At 40.3% G+C, this 15,509-nt stretch carries 17 protein-coding genes; 10 read left to right on the plus strand and 7 right to left on the minus strand.

Annotated elements, in window-relative coordinates:
- Nucleotides 1-215: 215 nt before the first annotated feature.
- The 3 genes from BLQ57_RS14920 (at nt 216) to BLQ57_RS21705 (ending at nt 3,030) form a co-directional block, all read left to right on the plus strand.
- Entirely contained in the window at nt 216-965 is a 750-nt protein-coding gene (locus BLQ57_RS14920; RefSeq protein WP_087940293.1) for a bacteriorhodopsin, read from the plus strand.
- A gap of 42 nt (nt 966-1,007) precedes the next feature.
- Nucleotides 1,008-2,147 carry a lycopene cyclase family protein gene (locus BLQ57_RS14925; protein WP_087940292.1) on the plus strand — a complete coding sequence of 380 codons (1,140 nt, stop codon included), beginning with the start codon at nt 1,008-1,010 and terminating at the stop codon, nt 2,145-2,147.
- Between the two features lie 67 nt (nt 2,148-2,214).
- Nucleotides 2,215-3,030: a Brp/Blh family beta-carotene 15,15'-dioxygenase gene (locus BLQ57_RS21705; protein ID WP_394331273.1), complete on the plus strand. Its 816-nt coding sequence runs from the start codon at nt 2,215-2,217 to the stop codon at nt 3,028-3,030.
- Here BLQ57_RS21705 and BLQ57_RS14935 read toward each other — a convergent pair.
- The 3 genes from BLQ57_RS14935 to BLQ57_RS14945 are packed head-to-tail and all read right to left on the minus strand — an operon-like array spanning nt 3,005 to nt 5,148.
- The gene (locus tag BLQ57_RS14935) at nt 3,005-3,376 is read right to left on the minus strand and encodes a CoA-binding protein (protein ID WP_087940290.1); all 372 of its coding nucleotides are present in this window, start codon (nt 3,374-3,376) and stop codon (nt 3,005-3,007) included. The two genes, BLQ57_RS21705 and BLQ57_RS14935, sit on opposite strands and share 26 nt — an antisense overlap.
- Nucleotides 3,369-4,325, minus strand: coding sequence for a glycine N(alpha)-acyltransferase GlsB (locus BLQ57_RS14940; RefSeq protein ID WP_087940323.1), 957 nt, complete (start codon nt 4,323-4,325; stop codon nt 3,369-3,371). Before BLQ57_RS14940 ends, BLQ57_RS14935 begins: the two co-directional genes overlap by 8 nt.
- A gap of 1 nt (nt 4,326) precedes the next feature.
- The gene (locus BLQ57_RS14945) at nt 4,327-5,148 is read right to left on the minus strand and encodes a lyso-glycine lipid O-acyltransferase GlsA (RefSeq protein WP_087940289.1); all 822 of its coding nucleotides are present in this window, start codon (nt 5,146-5,148) and stop codon (nt 4,327-4,329) included.
- Nucleotides 5,149-5,311: 163 nt separating this feature from the next.
- On the opposite strand from BLQ57_RS14945, the gene BLQ57_RS14950 reads away from it, so the two are divergent.
- From BLQ57_RS14950 to msrB, 7 genes are all read left to right on the plus strand, one after another.
- Complete coding sequence (locus BLQ57_RS14950) at nt 5,312-6,124, plus strand: SDR family NAD(P)-dependent oxidoreductase (protein ID WP_087940288.1); 813 nt, start codon at nt 5,312-5,314, stop codon at nt 6,122-6,124.
- Between the two features lie 38 nt (nt 6,125-6,162).
- On the plus strand, nt 6,163-7,059 hold the full coding sequence (locus BLQ57_RS14955) for a class I SAM-dependent methyltransferase (protein ID WP_087940287.1): 897 nt from the start codon (nt 6,163-6,165) through the stop codon (nt 7,057-7,059).
- Nucleotides 7,060-7,073: 14 nt separating this feature from the next.
- Complete coding sequence (locus BLQ57_RS14960; RefSeq protein ID WP_087940286.1) at nt 7,074-8,258, plus strand: aspartate aminotransferase family protein; 1,185 nt, start codon at nt 7,074-7,076, stop codon at nt 8,256-8,258.
- 16 nt (nt 8,259-8,274) lie between these two features.
- Nucleotides 8,275-8,559, plus strand: coding sequence for a hypothetical protein (locus tag BLQ57_RS14965; protein ID WP_087940285.1), 285 nt, complete (start codon nt 8,275-8,277; stop codon nt 8,557-8,559).
- Nucleotides 8,559-8,918, plus strand: coding sequence for a magnesium citrate secondary transporter (locus BLQ57_RS14970; RefSeq protein WP_087940284.1), 360 nt, complete (start codon nt 8,559-8,561; stop codon nt 8,916-8,918). The genes BLQ57_RS14965 and BLQ57_RS14970 overlap by 1 nt, the downstream gene beginning before the upstream one ends.
- 94 nt (nt 8,919-9,012) lie before the next feature.
- Nucleotides 9,013-11,406 (plus strand): penicillin acylase family protein, encoded by a 2,394-nt coding sequence (locus BLQ57_RS14975; protein ID WP_087940283.1) that lies wholly within the window; start codon nt 9,013-9,015, stop codon nt 11,404-11,406.
- A 42-nt stretch (nt 11,407-11,448) separates the two neighbouring features.
- Nucleotides 11,449-11,865: a peptide-methionine (R)-S-oxide reductase MsrB gene (gene msrB / locus BLQ57_RS14980; RefSeq protein WP_087940282.1), complete on the plus strand. Its 417-nt coding sequence runs from the start codon at nt 11,449-11,451 to the stop codon at nt 11,863-11,865.
- 34 nt (nt 11,866-11,899) lie between these two features.
- On the opposite strand, the gene BLQ57_RS14985 is transcribed toward msrB, so the two are convergent.
- From BLQ57_RS14985 to BLQ57_RS15000, 4 genes are all read right to left on the minus strand, one after another.
- Nucleotides 11,900-12,460: a 1-acyl-sn-glycerol-3-phosphate acyltransferase gene (locus BLQ57_RS14985; protein ID WP_087940281.1), complete on the minus strand. Its 561-nt coding sequence runs from the start codon at nt 12,458-12,460 to the stop codon at nt 11,900-11,902.
- A complete protein-coding gene (locus BLQ57_RS14990) occupies nt 12,457-13,260 on the minus strand; it encodes a patatin-like phospholipase family protein (protein ID WP_087940280.1) in 804 nt (267 codons plus the stop codon). Before BLQ57_RS14990 ends, BLQ57_RS14985 begins: the two co-directional genes overlap by 4 nt.
- Nucleotides 13,250-14,089: an MBL fold metallo-hydrolase gene (locus BLQ57_RS14995; RefSeq protein ID WP_087940279.1), complete on the minus strand. Its 840-nt coding sequence runs from the start codon at nt 14,087-14,089 to the stop codon at nt 13,250-13,252. The genes BLQ57_RS14990 and BLQ57_RS14995 overlap by 11 nt, the downstream gene beginning before the upstream one ends.
- Before the next feature lie 104 nt (nt 14,090-14,193).
- Nucleotides 14,194-15,141, minus strand: coding sequence for an acetyl-CoA carboxylase carboxyltransferase subunit alpha (locus tag BLQ57_RS15000; RefSeq protein WP_087940278.1), 948 nt, complete (start codon nt 15,139-15,141; stop codon nt 14,194-14,196).
- Nucleotides 15,142-15,509: the final 368 nt, after the last annotated feature.

Consider the following 15,509-nt stretch of genomic DNA (forward strand, 5'->3'; position numbering starts at 1 on the left):
ATGTACTCGTCTCGATATTCCAAATTTTCTTCTACGTTTTAAAAATTTACCAAAATTAATCATAACAGATTATCGACATAAAATAGACGTACATACCTGTTTTTTAACAGCTTTTCACTTTTTGTTTATTTTTTGGTTCAATTAATTAAACAAATATTATTCTGATTCTATTTAGATGTCAAAATTAATCCATTCACAATTAACCTTAAACACTCATGAATTTCACCTTAGCAGCAGAATTAGTCGGCTTGGACCGAATCATTAATTCTGATCCAGTCGCCATCACCTTCTTTATCGGGTACATGGCTATGTTTGCATCTGCAGTCTTCTTTTTCGTAGAAAGAGGGTCAGTAGATGGTAAATGGAAGACCTCCTTATTGGTTTCCGGTTTGATTACAGGTATCGCAGCAGTTCACTACTACTACATGCGAGACTTCTATCTTCAGACGGGTTCCAGTCCTACAGCATTTCGGTATGTGGATTGGACCTTGACAGTTCCTTTGATGTGTGTGGAGTTCTATCTTTTGACAAAGCCATTCGGAGCAAAAGGTTCTACTTTATTCAAGTTGATTGTAGCTTCTTTATTGATGTTAGTTACGGGCTACATCGGAGAGACTTCAGGAATTGATAGCAATATCTTCTGGGGAGTTCTTTCTACTGTAGGTTACCTCTACATCGTTTATGAAGTATTTGCTGGAGATGTAGCAAAACTTGCTAAAGGTTCAAACAGCCCTGCACTTGGTAGAGCAATGTTCCTTTTGAAAATTTTCATCACTCTAGGATGGTCAATTTATCCAATTGGATACATGGTACTTCCAGGCAACTTATTGTCAGGTGCTTTCGAAGTGAGTTCTATTGACTTATTCTACAACCTTGCTGATGCTATCAACAAGATCGGATTCGGATTGGTTATCTACACAGTAGCAATCTCTGAATCTAACAAAAACAAAACAGCTACCGCTTAATTTAAAATAGGGACATCTCAAGGGGTGTCCCTTTTTTTCACCATGAAAGAATACGACTTCATATTCGCAGGAGCCGGATGCGCAACTTTGAGCATGGTGTATTACATTTTAGAGAGTTCGCTGAAGGATTCAAAAATACTGTTAATTGATCCCAAAGCAGGTCAAATTCCCTCCAAAACTTGGTGCTACTGGGCAGAGAAGCCGCTGGCTATTCACCCAAAATTAGCCTCTTATTCTTGGAAAAATATCAAGCTATCCTCTCCCGACCTTGAGGAAAACTTTTCAATGTCAAACTTAAATTATTACCATTTAGATTCTTTCCACTTTTTTGAAATGGTAATGAGCAAAATCGCAAATAAATCTAATATTGAGCTACTTGCTTCAGAGGTAGTAGATATAGTTGAAAAAGGAAATCTTGCGCAAGTAAGCTGCGGCGATGGAAAGCAATATATTTCTAAGCAGGTTTTTGACTCTAGGATTTCTGATGAAAGTTTTGATCAACCGGACGTATTAAAGCAAATCTTTGCAGGATGGGTTATCGAGACTGACTTTCCTGTTTTTGACAAAAATTCTATCACCCTGATGGAATGGAATCATTCTGACTCCTCCGATTTTGATTTCTTCTATCTCCTCCCCTTTCAGGAAAATAAAGCACTTATTGAATATACTGTATACTCAAAATCTAGTGTATCAAAAGCCAGTCTGGAAAAACAAGTCCAAAGCTACATAGAAAGTAAATTCCCTGGGGCGACCTACACTGTCACTTTCAGAGAAACGGGAGTGATCCCCATGACAACCAAAATAAATCAGCCTAAGGCTAGCAAATATATTTATCCTATCGGCACTAGGGCTGGATGGACCAAAGCCTCTACGGGCTACACCTTTCAAAGAATCCAAGAAGAGTCTATCAAGATTGTTGATCATCTGAGCCAAGGAGCGCCTTTGCCGCTAAGTTCGCAGTCTAGAAGGTTTACATTTTATGACAACATTTTGCTAAATATCGCTCATAAATGGCCGCATGAGCTAGTCAAGCTCTTCAAGGATTTGTTTAGAAAAACACCTACAGACCAACTCTTTCGCTTTCTCAGCGAAAAGACTTCATGGTGGGAGGATATCCAAGTACTTTATAGATTGAACTATGGCATTTTCATAAAAAGCTTGATTCATTATGAAAAACGCTGAATTTTATTCTAAGATTTTAGGACTAGCTCTTTGTCTTTTCTTTATCCTCACGGGCATCAACAGTCCGATGACTGAGTTTATTATTTTTGGTGGAATTTTGCTGTCGATTGGAATTCCTCACGGTGCCATTGACCACCTAACTTCCGATCCTAAGCTTTCGAAAAAGTCATTTTCAAAATTTCTTTCGATTTACCTATCACTTATCGTCGTTTATTCGGGCATTTGGTACTTATTTCCCTTATTCGCGCTTGTTATTTTCCTACTTTTTTCAGCCTATCACTTTGGACAGACACATTATTTGCAACAAACCGATACAGCGACTTGGAAGGAGTTTCTTTTATATTTGAGCAAAGGTTCTTTTTTCTTGAGTGTGATACTTTTTGGAAGCTTTGAGGAGACCCAATTCATTCTAAGCTCTATTGTTTCTATCGGATTTTTAGAAAATTTCCAATTTCACATTATTCTTTTCTTTCTCCTAGCCATTCTATTTTCTCAATTTCTTGGCCATGTATCTTTCAAGAAATCGGATATTTTAGAACTTACGTTATTACCTATATTACTGTATTACAGCCCTTTGTTTATCAGTTTTGCGGTTTATTTTGGCTTTTGGCATTCCTTGCCTAGTATGATCAGTGAGTATACGTATTTGTCAAAATTCCCTGCTTACTCCAGCCTTAAAAAATTTATAGCCCAATTACTCCCATTTAGCCTAATTAGCGTTGTTGGAATTGTCTTGATCCTCTTCTTTGGGCTTAGGAGCCTTGAGGTGGCTGAACTGACTCTTCTATTTTTTATTATGATCTCCGTGATTTCCTTTCCCCATATCATTTATATGGATAGGTTTTTTCGAAAAATTTCTAAAACTGACCCGTACTCAGCATAACAAGATTACAGGCGGGGACCACTTCTACTCCTTGATCTTTAGCTCTTCTGAAAAAATCAGGGTTTTCTGTTCCTGGATTAAAAATAATTCGCTTTGGCTTGAGCGATAAAAGATAGTCGATCCATTCCTCTTGATGCTGTGGCCCGATGTAGAGGGTTATCGTATGAATGCCTTTCAATGGGGGCTGCTCTTTCAGGTCAAGGATTTCCCTCCCAAACACCTGTCCTTTTTTGATCCCAATCGGTACAAATTCCATGTCTCGCTCAGAAAACATCGATGCGGCATAATAAGCATAGCGACTAGGGTTGGTAGTGGCGCCTACGATCAGCGTTTTTTTATCAGACATTTCTACTTCCAAATTTTCTATCTCGTTCAAAGGTATCCATGTGCCTATGCTTTTTGGTCTCGTAGATATCCTCCAAAGTGATCAATATTCCTGTCTCCTCTACTGCTCCAAATTCATCATTCAGTGCCGTCCCAAAGGTCATCATGGTCGGAGATAGATTCATGTATGTATTGATCAATGGAGGAATATTCTCCCCATAGCTTCTGACTTTACTATTAAGCAACTTGTATCCTTCTTTGTATTCCAGGTTTTCAAAAGGATTTTGCTCCATATTGATATCTGTTTCAAAATCCAGCTCCAACTCTTTTTTCGGTCTGACAAGCGACTTTTTGTCGGGAAAATAATAAGTCATAAAAAGTAGTAAAAAGTCCCTAGCTTCTCGATTAAAATGTGGATACATGGTCACTTTACCGAAAAGATATTTGATCTCCGGGCTGAGTAAAACAACTGCGCCTAAGCCGTCCCATAGATTATCCAAGCTAAAGATCCCCTTTCTATTGTCAATGCTGGGTTGATATTTGGGTTGTACAAATGACCTTCCCAATTCGATCGTATAGGGGATGTAGTTTTTTATAAATTCATCGGAAAAATCAAATAGATGGGTAGTGGACAAATTGATTCTACCTTCAGGGTCCATTGCTTTTTGGCAGTGAATCAATCGGTATCCCGCGACAATCTCCTCATCTTCCGGATTCCAAGTGATCAGCTGATCGTAACAAATATCACCTGTGTCATTTTCGTCAAGGTCCAGTGCCATACCCGTACCACCTCCCGCTGCTCGGAAAGTCAGTTCTCTTAATCTACCGATCTCCCGCAAGGTATGGGGGGAATTGTGTTGATTGACCAAAAAAACTAGATTGTTTCCATTATTGGTATACCGAAGAAAACGTGCCTCAGTCAATTCTGACTTTAGTAATCTCCGGTCCACAGCAGGAATGATTTCTTCCAACTTATTCATTTTCCATTTCTAATTCATATACTTTTTTCTTGACAAAAGCTGCCCATTGCAAATCGGATTTACTTGAGTCAAGTTGTTCAGGTCGGATGCAATCACCCAGTCTAATCCTTACTTTTTGGCCTTTTTGCTTATACATCTCATCAGCCAGATAAAACATTTCAATATTAGCTTTTACCCCAATTTTTTTTCTCCAGCTAGCCAGATTATAGAAGAATTTTGAATTTCGACCTTTAATAAAACAAGGTAAAATTTCTTTTCCATACTTTTTAGCCTTGGTGATAAAGCTTTTTTTCCATACCAGGTCCTGAATACCGTTTTCCGATTTTCTCGAGACTAATCCTGCTGGAAACAAGAGTACAGCAAAATCTTTGGCAAATACTTCATCTATCGTGTCAAGCGCTTTGAATGAATTCTTGCCATGTTTATTGACCGGGACGAAAATAGGCTGAAAATTTTCAAAAGCCATCAATAAGTCATTGACCAAAAACCTTATATCGGGCCTTATCCTACCTATCGCATACATCAGGGCTATTCCGTCTAAGCCCCCCAAAGGATGGTTGGAAGCCACAATAAAGCCCCCGCTAAGTGGGATCTTTTCCTCTCCAATCAACTCCACTTCCATACCAAACTCTTCAATCACGGCATTGACAAACTCCAGCCCTTTCAGATGACCTATTTTATTCATCACTTCATTGATCCAAGTCTCGTGGGTGACTTTTTTGATATAAGAAATTGCAAAACCCGGAAGCCATTTGAGCAGCTTAGGGTTTTTTGAGGCAATTGCCTTTTCTATATCAATGTATTTTTTTGACATGGATCAATTACGAAAATATGCAGTGGATTTCCCTTCGGAATTTGCATCAAACTAAGTCCAAAACTACAAATTCCCAGCATTTATTTAGATTATCTATTTCTAGCAAATGCCAGCTAACTGAAAACCAAGAGAGTACTTTTTGAGTCTAAGTAATAAAACACCTATGACAATCCTACTCACAGGCAGTACCTCCGGAATCGGATGGGAAACGCTAAAAACACTCTATCATCATGCCGATCAATGGATATTGCCAGTTCGCAACATCCAAAAGGCCGAGGAGCTATTCCAAAAACTCCCTAATCAGGATCGCTTAAAAATATACCAATTTGACCTCAGTAATATTAAGAAAACCCATGAAGTAGCAGCAGAAATAAAGTCAAATCATCCCCAAATTGATGTTTTGATCAATAATGCAGGAGGAATGTTTCCCGGAGGAAAAAAAACGGCTGAAGGACTAGACATGACATTTGCTGTTAATCATCTTGGCCCAATGGCACTGACCAAAGCTCTTTTACCAACCCTCTCCAAGAAAACTTCTAAAATCATCTACGTGAGTTCGGAAGCCCATCGGATTCCTGGCTTGGACCTGAATGACCTTATGCTGGATAACTACAGCAGTACCATTACAGCCTATGGAGCAGTAAAGCTTTACAATATTCTAGCATCAAAGTATCTCACAAGTCAAGGATACCAATCTTATTCCCTACATCCCGGTGCAGTAAAAACAGCATTTGGAGCCGAGACCGACCCTATCAGCAAAGCGATTATCCGAGCCACTCAGATATTCTTCATATCTCCTCGAAAAGGCGCTGAAACCACCATTCATCTGATCAAAACTCCCCTGGAGGGTCTACAAAATGGGGCCTATTATGTCCGCAAAAAGCCAAAGAAAACTTCCCAACTTGCTCAATCGGTATCCTTGGCACAAAAACTCTGGAGCAAAAGCGAAGAAACCTTGTCAAAGTTGGGTTGCTGATAATTTACTTATTTTTGTGATGGAAATATCACCCAAGCATGAACGAAACAATTTTGTCTCTCAGTCCCGGTCCCTGGAAAGATTATGAATTAATTGACACCGGAGGTTTTGAAAAATTAGAGCGATTTGGAGAATTTATTTTAAGCCGACCTGAGCCACAAGCCATTTGGGACAAAAGCCTTCCTGATTCGGAATGGAAAAAAATGGCTCATGCCCATTTCTCAAAAGAAAAAAACAACCCGGAAAAAGGAAATTGGGAGCAATTGAAAAATATGCCTCACAATTGGTCAATTAGCTATCAAAATGAAGAGGGACTCAACCTAAAGCTCAATCTTGCTCAAACCTCATTTAAGCATATCGGATTGTTCCCAGAGCAGGCCGTCAATTGGGATTATTTATACCATAGCCTGAAAAAATCTCCAGTCAAAAATCCTAAAGTCCTTAATCTTTTTGCCTATACAGGCGCGGCTTCAGTAGCGGCACGGGCCGCTGGTGCAGAAGTCACTCACTTGGATTCCGTTAAGCAAGTTGTTACTTGGTCAAGACACAACATGGAATCTTCTGGGCTCGATAATATTCGCTGGATTATAGACGATGCTATGAAATTCATTAAGCGTGAGGCTAGACGTGGCAATATTTATCAGGCAATTGTATTAGATCCGCCTGCCTACGGCCGAGGCCCTGATGGTGAGAAGTGGGTCCTCGAAGAACAAATCAATGAAATGTTGAAAACCTGTGCGGAAATACTCGATCCTACACATCGTTTGCTTTTGCTAAACATGTATTCTCTGAGCTTCTCCTCACTGATTGCCGTCAACTTGATCAAATCCAATTTTGGGCAAGTCCCAAATGCCGAGCACGGAGAACTTTATTTGCAAGACCGATTCGAAAAAAAGCTGCCTTTAGGTGTCTTCTTTCGTTTTTCGAGTTTTTGAACTGAATTCAAATCATGAACAACCGACAATTATTTCTGTCTCATTTAGCACAGACTACTGATTTTCCACTCCTCATAGAGATCGAAAAGGCAGAGGGAGTTTACCTTTTTGGACCTGAAAATAAAGAATATATCGACCTGATCTCAGGCATTGGCGTGAGTAATGTCGGACATCGACATCCAAAGGTTTTGACTGCTATTCAAAATCAACTGGATCACTACCTGCATCTGATGGTCTACGGCGAGTATGTGCAAAGCCCTCAGACCAAACTTGCCAAAGCCTTGGTAGATACTTTACCCGACTACCTTGATAATGTCTATCTCGTCAATAGCGGATCGGAAGCTATAGAAGGAGCAATCAAGCTGGCAAAAAGGCACACCGGCAGGCCCAATCTTGTCTCCTGCGTCAATGCTTATCATGGTAGTTCGCATGGTGCATTAAGTATTGGGGGAAATGAAGTCTTCAAAAGAGCCTACAGGCCCTTGGTTCCGGGCGTGAGCAACATCGTTTATGGAGGCTTTGCAGATCTAAATAAAATCGATCACTCTACGGCAGCAGTAATCATAGAAACCATCCAAGGAGAAGCTGGAATCCGTATAGCCTGCAAAGAATATTTTCAAGCCTTACGTAAACGATGCGATGAAGTAGGCGCACTTTTGATTTTGGATGAAATTCAGGCAGGTTTTGGTAGAACAGGGAAATTTTGGGCATTTGAGCACTTTGAGATCGTTCCCGACATGGTGGTCTGTGCCAAAGGAATGGGCGGAGGAATGCCTATCGGAGCTTTCGTCGCAAACCAAGCCGTAATGGCTGCTTTCAAAGACAATCCTTTATTGGGTCATATCACTACTTTCGGCGGTCATCCAGTAAGTGCTGCCGCAAGTTTGGCCACGATAAACGTTCTACAAGAGGAAAAGCTCATTGAGCAGGTAGAAAGCAAAGCAGTATTGATAAAGAAGTTACTCGTCCACCCTAAAATAAAAAGTATTCGAAACAAAGGACTTATGATGGCTGTAGAATTTGAGTCATTCGAAGTGGTAAAGCCCATCATAGATAGAGCGATTGAACTTGGAGTGATCACCGATTGGTTTCTTTTTTGTGATGATGCCATGAGGGTGGCACCTCCTCTGACCATCACGGAGGAAGAAATAAGAAAAGCTATAGCTATTGTACTTCAGGCTATTGAAGAAACTACTTAAAACCAATTTTTGAATTATGGGACAGAAAAAATGTCCACACTGTGGAAAATGGTCAAACTGGGAAATGAATGTCACCGATCGTTGTGAGCATTGTGGTCAGACGCTTGGAGGCAAAGATTTAGAAAACCAGGAGAAAAGAGAAAAAGACAAACTGAAGAATGAGGAAGATTGGCTTTTTAACATCCATGAAAATGACTCCTCAATAGTTGTAGGGCTAAAAAAAGTAGGTAATTTTTTCTACACAATTTTCATGGCAATCATTTCTTTTATCCTCTGGTTAATTGCAGCTCTCCCAGGTTGATGACTGTCCTAAAAAACCCCTACTTCTTAATACCGGTTTTACTTTTTACGATCAATCAATATTTAGAAAAAGTAAGTGGGATTTTTATCCAATGGGTTCATGCTTACTTGGACGATATGTTGGCTATGCCTGTTATTTTAGGCATTACGCTCCAGGTATTTCGCTGGATTCATCCTCAAAAGAATCAATTTGTTTTTAAGAAAACACCACTTCTGGTAGCTTGGATTTATGTTTCAGTAGTTTTTGAATGGTATTTACCTTCTACAGCAGACTATTACATCAGGGATCTCTGGGATGTAGTCTGCTATGCGCTCGGGACTCTTTTTTTCCACTTTAAGATTAACCTACCCATAGATTGATCCATGTCATGGTTTTGGTCTTCTCCCTTCAAAATGGCTAAAAGTCATTTCAGAATTCTAGGGAAGAAGCTATCTTTTCAAAAATTATTGACATATGAAAAAAATTGGAATAGCCTTCGGAGTTTTTTTGCTTCTGGGAGTAGTGGTAATACTGCTTCTTATCAGCGTTCATACTCCTCAATACGAAGGGAAAATCAAAATCCAAGGGCTTGAAAATTCTGTGGAAGTATACTTTGATGAGCATGGTATTCCCCACATCTATGGTCAAAATGAGAAAGACACCTATCATGCCTTGGGCTATTTACATGCACAGGATAGACTGTTTCAGATGGAAATGATGAGAAGAGTAGGCACAGGAACACTAGCTGAACTACTGGGAGAAGAGCTTGTCGACATTGATCGGTTTTTTAGAACGCTGGGAATTCCCGCATATGCTTCAATTACTACAGCTCAACTCCAAGAAGAATATTCTACCCCTTGGAGAGAAGCTACCGAGGCCTACATCTCTGGTGTCAATGAATTTATCGAAAATGGAAATTTACCCCTCGAATACCGCTTATTGGGACAAAAGCCTAGGGCTTTTTCAATCAATGACATCCATGCTATTACGGGATATATGTCTTTTACTTTTGCTGTCGCCCTAAAAACAGACCCTTTGGTCACTTTGATTCACCGGAAACTAGGCGATAACTACCTGAATGCTTTATCCGTCGAAATGCTCCCGGAGCATCATTTTATCCCCAATCATTATCCAGATTCCATAAAAACCCCATTAAAAACAACAAAACCTTCTCTTATCTCTCTTTTGGACAAACTTCCTGTCCCTGAGCTAGAGGGCTCCAACTCATGGGTGGTTTCTGGAAAAAAAAGTAAAAGTGGCCAAGTCCTTTTTGCCAATGATACTCATATCGGTTTTTCTTCACCCTCAGTATGGTATGAAGCGCATCTGATTTATCCCGGATTTGAGTTTTATGGCAATCACTTGGCGGGAGTGCCCTTCGGCCTTGTAGGACATAGCAGACATCACAGTATCGGACTGACCATGTTTGAAAACGACGATCAGGATTTTTTTGAACTGGAACTCGACCCTCAGAATCCTAACGCATATAAGTACGGTGAGGAATACCTGCCTTTTGAAATCCTAAATGAGAGTATTACTGTCAAAGGCCAAGAGCCCGTTAATCTAGAAATCAAAAAAAGCATTCACGGCCCTGTCATGAACGGGGTGGTTCCCGAAATAGAAGCGCTTACCTCTAATCCAGTAGCCTCTTGGTGGGTATATTTAAATGAAAAAAACAGGGCATTGGAAGCGCTCTATCGCATGAATCATGCAAAGGATATTCATGAAGTAGCACAAGCGGCAGAATTAATCCATGCCCCGGGACTGAATATCATGTATGGCGATTCAATTGGAAATATCGCTTGGTGGGCAGCGGCTAAGCTGCCTATACGGTCTGAAAAAGTTCATTCAAAAATTTTTGCAGATGGCTCTGACCCCGAGACTTTACCATCCCAATGGTACCCTTTTACCGAAAATCCAATGAGTATCAATCCTGTGTCGGGCTATGTCATTACGGCAAATAATCAGCCCGATACCCTTATTAATGGAAAACTATTCCCAGGGTATTATTATCCTGGAGAGCGGTGGAAGCGAGTAGCAGATGCCCTGGAAAGCCGAAACGACTGGACAATTAATGATCTAAAAGATGTTCAACTCGAAACCGTAAATGAGCGAAGTCCAGAGACGTTAAGGTATATAGTTGGTCAAATAGACCGACGTGATTTTGAGGAATTTGATGCTGTTTTTAAGTACATGGAAAACTGGAAGGGTGATCATCAAGTCAATGAAATTGCTCCTACGATCTATTACAAGTTGATCTATCATATTTATCGTCTCAGCATGGAAGATGAAATAGGAGAAGCAGCCCTTGAAGCCTATCTAAACACCTTTATGATGATCAGGTCTACTTCATTTTTTATTCAAAATGAAGAAAATCCATGGTGGGATGATGTGAACACCTTAGAAAAAGAGAGTCAAGGGGATATCTTCAAAAAAAGTTTAGCTATTACTTTGCAGGAATTAAAGGCTCAATTCGGTGATGACATCACCAAATGGCGCTGGGAAAAATCCATTATTGCCGAGCATCCACATCCGCTCGGATCAAAAAAACCACTGGATAAAATCTTCAATGTAAAAACTCAAGCAACGCCAGCAAATGAAGAGTCAATCAATAAATTGGCATTTAACCTCAATGGAGAGGGGATTTACAGAGTGAGAAGTGGGCCTGCCATGAGAATTCTGATTGACTTTGCTGATGTTGCTCGCTCCTACTCCGTACTCCCTACTGGACAAAGTGGAAATCGATTTAGCCCCTATTATAAAGACCAAGCAGATCTTTTTGCCAATGGAAAATATAGGTGGCAATACATGGATAGAAATGACATCATCAAAAGCGCTGGAGAACCCTTAATTCTAAAACCTGAGTAAACTCTACTTGGATTTTGCTGGTTGTAATGTTAAAGCCTAAATATGAAAGACCAAGAAAAGAAAACATATTCCAAACAATTTTCCGAAGAAGAATTAAAAGCAAAGCTTGATTCTGAATCCTATCACGTTTTACGTGAGAAAGGTACAGAGAGACCATTTACAGGACAGTACTACCTCAACAAAGACACTGGCATCTACGAATGTAAAGTCTGCGGAAACGGGATTTTTCACTCTTCGAAAAAATATGACAGTGGATGTGGCTGGCCAAGCTTCACAGAACCTCTATCCAAGGATGCGATTGATGTGAAGATGGACTACAGTCACTTCATGATTAGAGAGGAAATTCTCTGTGGGCAATGCGGTTCTCATTTGGGACATAGGTTTCCTGACGGTCCCAAAGACCAAGGAGGGATTCGATACTGCATCAATTCGGTCAGTATGGATTTTAAAAAAGCCTAAAAAATGGCTGATCTTTTCTGGATCAGCCATTTTTTTAGATAATTCCTTTTTCAGGATGTCGGGGAGTAATACTCCTACCAAACTCCTTCATTTCCTCAATTTGCTCCTCCATATTGCCATTTGGATAGATACAAGGACCGATACCGGCCTCCTTTTTTTTGTAGTCGAGGTATCCAATCACCACAGGAACCTCTGCTCCAAGTGCAATGTGATAAAAACCTGATTTCCATCGTTTAACCGCGCTTCGAGTTCCTTCGGGAGTCACCATAATCACCAATTCATCGGACTCCTTCAGCATAACTGTCATGGCTTCGGTATAGGTTTGCTTTCTCCCCCCGGGCACCCTTTTACGATCTATCGCTATTCCACCCAGTCCTTTGATCAACCAGCCCAATGGCCCTACCATTACTTCATTTTTAATGGTAAACTTCACCGGAATATCCATCAAGAAAAATGCCGCTCTGGCATAAAGAAGATCCCAATTAGACGTATGTGGAATGGCTATTAAAACTGCTTTTTTGAGACCTTCTGGCCAATTTGCATTCAGTGACCAGCCACTCAACCAAAATACAATTCTAGAAAGAAACTTCATCATACAGGCTCTTGGGATATTTTGGTTTCACTTAATTCTAAAAGGGAATGGTTTTCTTCTGCATAAGTCATCGTTTGATCATAGCCCGCTTGGAATAGCTCAGAGGCTTTCTTAATATCAAACACACCGTATCTGCCTAAACCAGGAGCTTCGATAAAAAAGTCACATTTAGACTTTCTACTGTACACATTGTAATTCATTGACATGATTACCGATCGCTCGATAAGATTTTTCATGTTTTTAATATTACTGTCTTCAGGCAACTGATTACAATTGACCCCGATGACATAATCGCAAACTCCTTCAAGCGGCTCTACGGGTAGATTATTCAAAACTCCACCATCGACTAGATACTTATCCCCTATTTTTATAGGTTCAAACATCCCGGGAATACAACTTGAAGCCATTATAGGTAGGATCAATTCACCTTCAGAAAAGTAAATCGCCTTGCCTATATTGATATCTGTAGCCGCCACAGCAAGTGGAGTTTTAAGCTTTGCAAAATCATTGTGAGGAAGATAAGTTTGAAATAAACTCTCGATACTGCTCATTTTGAGAATTCCAGATAATGAAATAGCCGGCCTCAGGAATTTAAAGTAATTAGTTTCTACTATGATCTTCAATATCTCTTTGGGTGCAAAGCCTTGACAATACATAGCTCCCGCGATAGCGCCGGCAGATGTTCCACTGATTTTGGTAGGAAAAATCCCCAATTCATTCAGTGCCTGCAAGACTCCTAAATGAGAAATTCCCCTGACTCCTCCTCCTGAGAGTGCTACCCCTATTTTCAATTTAGATTTCATCGAGACGGAAAGTTTGGTCCACACGTATACCCTTTTCGGTCATTTTTACAGTACAGCATTCATTCACCGGATCATGCTCAAAGAACAGAATGTAATTCTCCCTTACTGCCTCTTCTAAAAATGACGCCTTTTCATCCATAGTCAATAATGGACGCGTATCATAGCCCATCACATATGCGATAGGGATATGCCCCACTGAAGGCAAAAGATCAGCGACAAAAACCAAGGTTTTGCCCTTATACTGAATCTTGGGTAACATCTGCTTATCTGTATGTCCATCTACGGTGATAAAATCAAAACCCGGAAAAAGGCTTTTTGACTTAAGGTCAACAAATTTCAATTGACCTAATTCATGCATGGGCAAAATGTTTTCTTTAAGAAATGAGGCCTTTTCACGTGGGTTAGGTACAGTGGCCCATTCCCAATGCGCCTCGTTTGACCAATAAGTGGCTCTTGAGAAAGTCATTTCGTATTGACCGTGCGAGCCATAACTCACTCCCCCTCCACAATGGTCAAAATGCAAATGGGTAAGAAAATTATCAGTAATCTGATGAAGACCTACACCGAGTTGCTTTAAGGAACTTCTGAGAGAGTCATCCCCATGCAGATAATAGTGAGAAAAGAATTTTGCGTCTTGCTTGTCTCCTATGCCATTATCAATCAATACTATCCTATCCCCATCCGCTGCCAAAAGAGAGCGCATAGCCCAAGTACAGAGGTTATTCTCGTCAGAAGGATTGGTACGTGACCAAAGTACCTTTGGCACCACGCCAAACATAGCCCCACCATCCAACTTAAAAAATCCAGTGTTTACAGTATATAATTCCATTTTGGGTTTCTAGGGTTTAAAAACCAAAAGCAACCTCATCAATGAAAAGATTGCTTCTGATTTTGAAGTGAAACTGAGTGTACTTTCAGCTAGCAGTAGCTTACTTATTCTACTACCACTCCCATTTTGCAGAATTTATCAATTCGCTGATCAATTCGCTTTTCTGGCTTAAGTTTATCCAGTTCTTTGAGCGATGTTTTAATGGCCTCCTTCAGTGTTTGAGCCATCCCTTTCAAATCTTTGTGAGCACCTCCCAAAGGCTCAGGAATAATATCATCAATCAATCCATTCCCTTTCATATCCTTTGCAGTTAGCTTCAAGGCTTCGGCGGCCTGCTCTTTATAATCCCATGATCTCCATAGGATAGAAGAGCATGATTCTGGAGAAATCACCGAATACCAAGTGTTTTCTAACATAAAGACTTTATCACCGATTGCAATGCCTAAAGCGCCACCAGATGCGCCCTCACCTATGATGATACAAATGACCGGGACCTTGAGCATAAACATCTCTTTAAGATTACGAGCAATGGCTTCCCCTTGTCCTCGTTCTTCTGCTTCCAATCCTGGAAATGCTCCCGGCGTATCTATCAACGTCACAATGGGCTTTCCGAACTTCTCAGCCATTTTCATCAAACGAAGGGCTTTTCGATAACCTTCAGGATTAGCCATCCCAAAGTTTCTCTCCTGTCTTTGTTTGGTGTTTCTTCCTTTCTGCTGTCCGATAAACATGACTGTACGGCCATCTATATCTCCGAGTCCGCCAATCATGGCTTTGTCATCTTTTACAGTTCTATCTCCATGAAGCTCTACAAAGTCACTGGTGATTTCGTAGATATAATCCAATGCATACGGTCTATCGGCATGCCTAGATAGTTGAACTCGCTGCCAGCGCGTCAAATTCTCAAATGTTTCTTTTTTCAAAGCATGGATTTTTTCTTCCAGGGATTCAATATCTGAACTTAAATCGATATTACGGCCTTTGGCCAGATCCTTCATTTCTTGAAGTTTCTGCTCTAGGTCAACAATGGGTTTCTCGAATTCTAATACCATTTTGGTGAATTTTGAAAGGAACAAAGATAAGGATTATCCTCCAGTGACAAACCCTTTGGTATAAATCAAGGCAAGAGAGTTTTTCTAAAAAATTATTTCCCTGAATCAGAATAAGATAGATTCAATTGATAAAAAATTATTGGGGGAGGTATTGCAGAAAATGCCGAAATACCTACCTTTGCATCACTTCAAACGAGGAGGAAAACAAGATATCACGAAATAATAGTTCTTCTATTTAGAATTTCAGTCCCGATAGCAGAGAATGTCGCTAGTCAGGGTTCAACTTGAAAAAAAATATTGGAGTGGTAGTTCAGCTGGTTAGAATGCTTGTCCCGATACTCGGGAAGGCCGCTAGGCAGGGTTCAACT

Source organism: Algoriphagus faecimaris (genome assembly GCF_900101705.1).
GTDB lineage: Bacteria > Bacteroidota > Bacteroidia > Cytophagales > Cyclobacteriaceae > Algoriphagus > Algoriphagus faecimaris.

What these genes read in the sequence shown, in the direction of transcription:
- BLQ57_RS14920 (WP_087940293.1), top strand. Translation starts at nt 216, where the DNA reads ATGAATTTCACCTTAGCAGCAGAATTAGTCGGCTTGGACCGAATCATT.
- BLQ57_RS14925 (WP_087940292.1), top strand. Translation starts at nt 1,008, where the DNA reads ATGAAAGAATACGACTTCATATTCGCAGGAGCCGGATGCGCAACTTTG.
- BLQ57_RS21705 (WP_394331273.1), top strand. Translation starts at nt 2,215, where the DNA reads ATGACTGAGTTTATTATTTTTGGTGGAATTTTGCTGTCGATTGGAATT.
- BLQ57_RS14935 (WP_087940290.1), bottom strand. Translation starts at nt 3,376, where the DNA reads ATGTCTGATAAAAAAACGCTGATCGTAGGCGCCACTACCAACCCTAGT.
- BLQ57_RS14945 (WP_087940289.1), bottom strand. Translation starts at nt 5,148, where the DNA reads ATGTCAAAAAAATACATTGATATAGAAAAGGCAATTGCCTCAAAAAAC.
- BLQ57_RS14950 (WP_087940288.1), top strand. Translation starts at nt 5,312, where the DNA reads ATGACAATCCTACTCACAGGCAGTACCTCCGGAATCGGATGGGAAACG.
- BLQ57_RS14955 (WP_087940287.1), top strand. Translation starts at nt 6,163, where the DNA reads ATGAACGAAACAATTTTGTCTCTCAGTCCCGGTCCCTGGAAAGATTAT.
- BLQ57_RS14960 (WP_087940286.1), top strand. Translation starts at nt 7,074, where the DNA reads ATGAACAACCGACAATTATTTCTGTCTCATTTAGCACAGACTACTGAT.
- BLQ57_RS14965 (WP_087940285.1), top strand. Translation starts at nt 8,275, where the DNA reads ATGGGACAGAAAAAATGTCCACACTGTGGAAAATGGTCAAACTGGGAA.
- BLQ57_RS14970 (WP_087940284.1), top strand. Translation starts at nt 8,559, where the DNA reads ATGACTGTCCTAAAAAACCCCTACTTCTTAATACCGGTTTTACTTTTT.
- BLQ57_RS14975 (WP_087940283.1), top strand. Translation starts at nt 9,013, where the DNA reads ATGAAAAAAATTGGAATAGCCTTCGGAGTTTTTTTGCTTCTGGGAGTA.
- msrB (WP_087940282.1), top strand. Translation starts at nt 11,449, where the DNA reads ATGAAAGACCAAGAAAAGAAAACATATTCCAAACAATTTTCCGAAGAA.
- BLQ57_RS14985 (WP_087940281.1), bottom strand. Translation starts at nt 12,460, where the DNA reads ATGATGAAGTTTCTTTCTAGAATTGTATTTTGGTTGAGTGGCTGGTCA.
- BLQ57_RS14990 (WP_087940280.1), bottom strand. Translation starts at nt 13,260, where the DNA reads ATGAAATCTAAATTGAAAATAGGGGTAGCACTCTCAGGAGGAGGAGTC.
- BLQ57_RS14995 (WP_087940279.1), bottom strand. Translation starts at nt 14,089, where the DNA reads ATGGAATTATATACTGTAAACACTGGATTTTTTAAGTTGGATGGTGGG.
- BLQ57_RS15000 (WP_087940278.1), bottom strand. Translation starts at nt 15,141, where the DNA reads ATGGTATTAGAATTCGAGAAACCCATTGTTGACCTAGAGCAGAAACTT.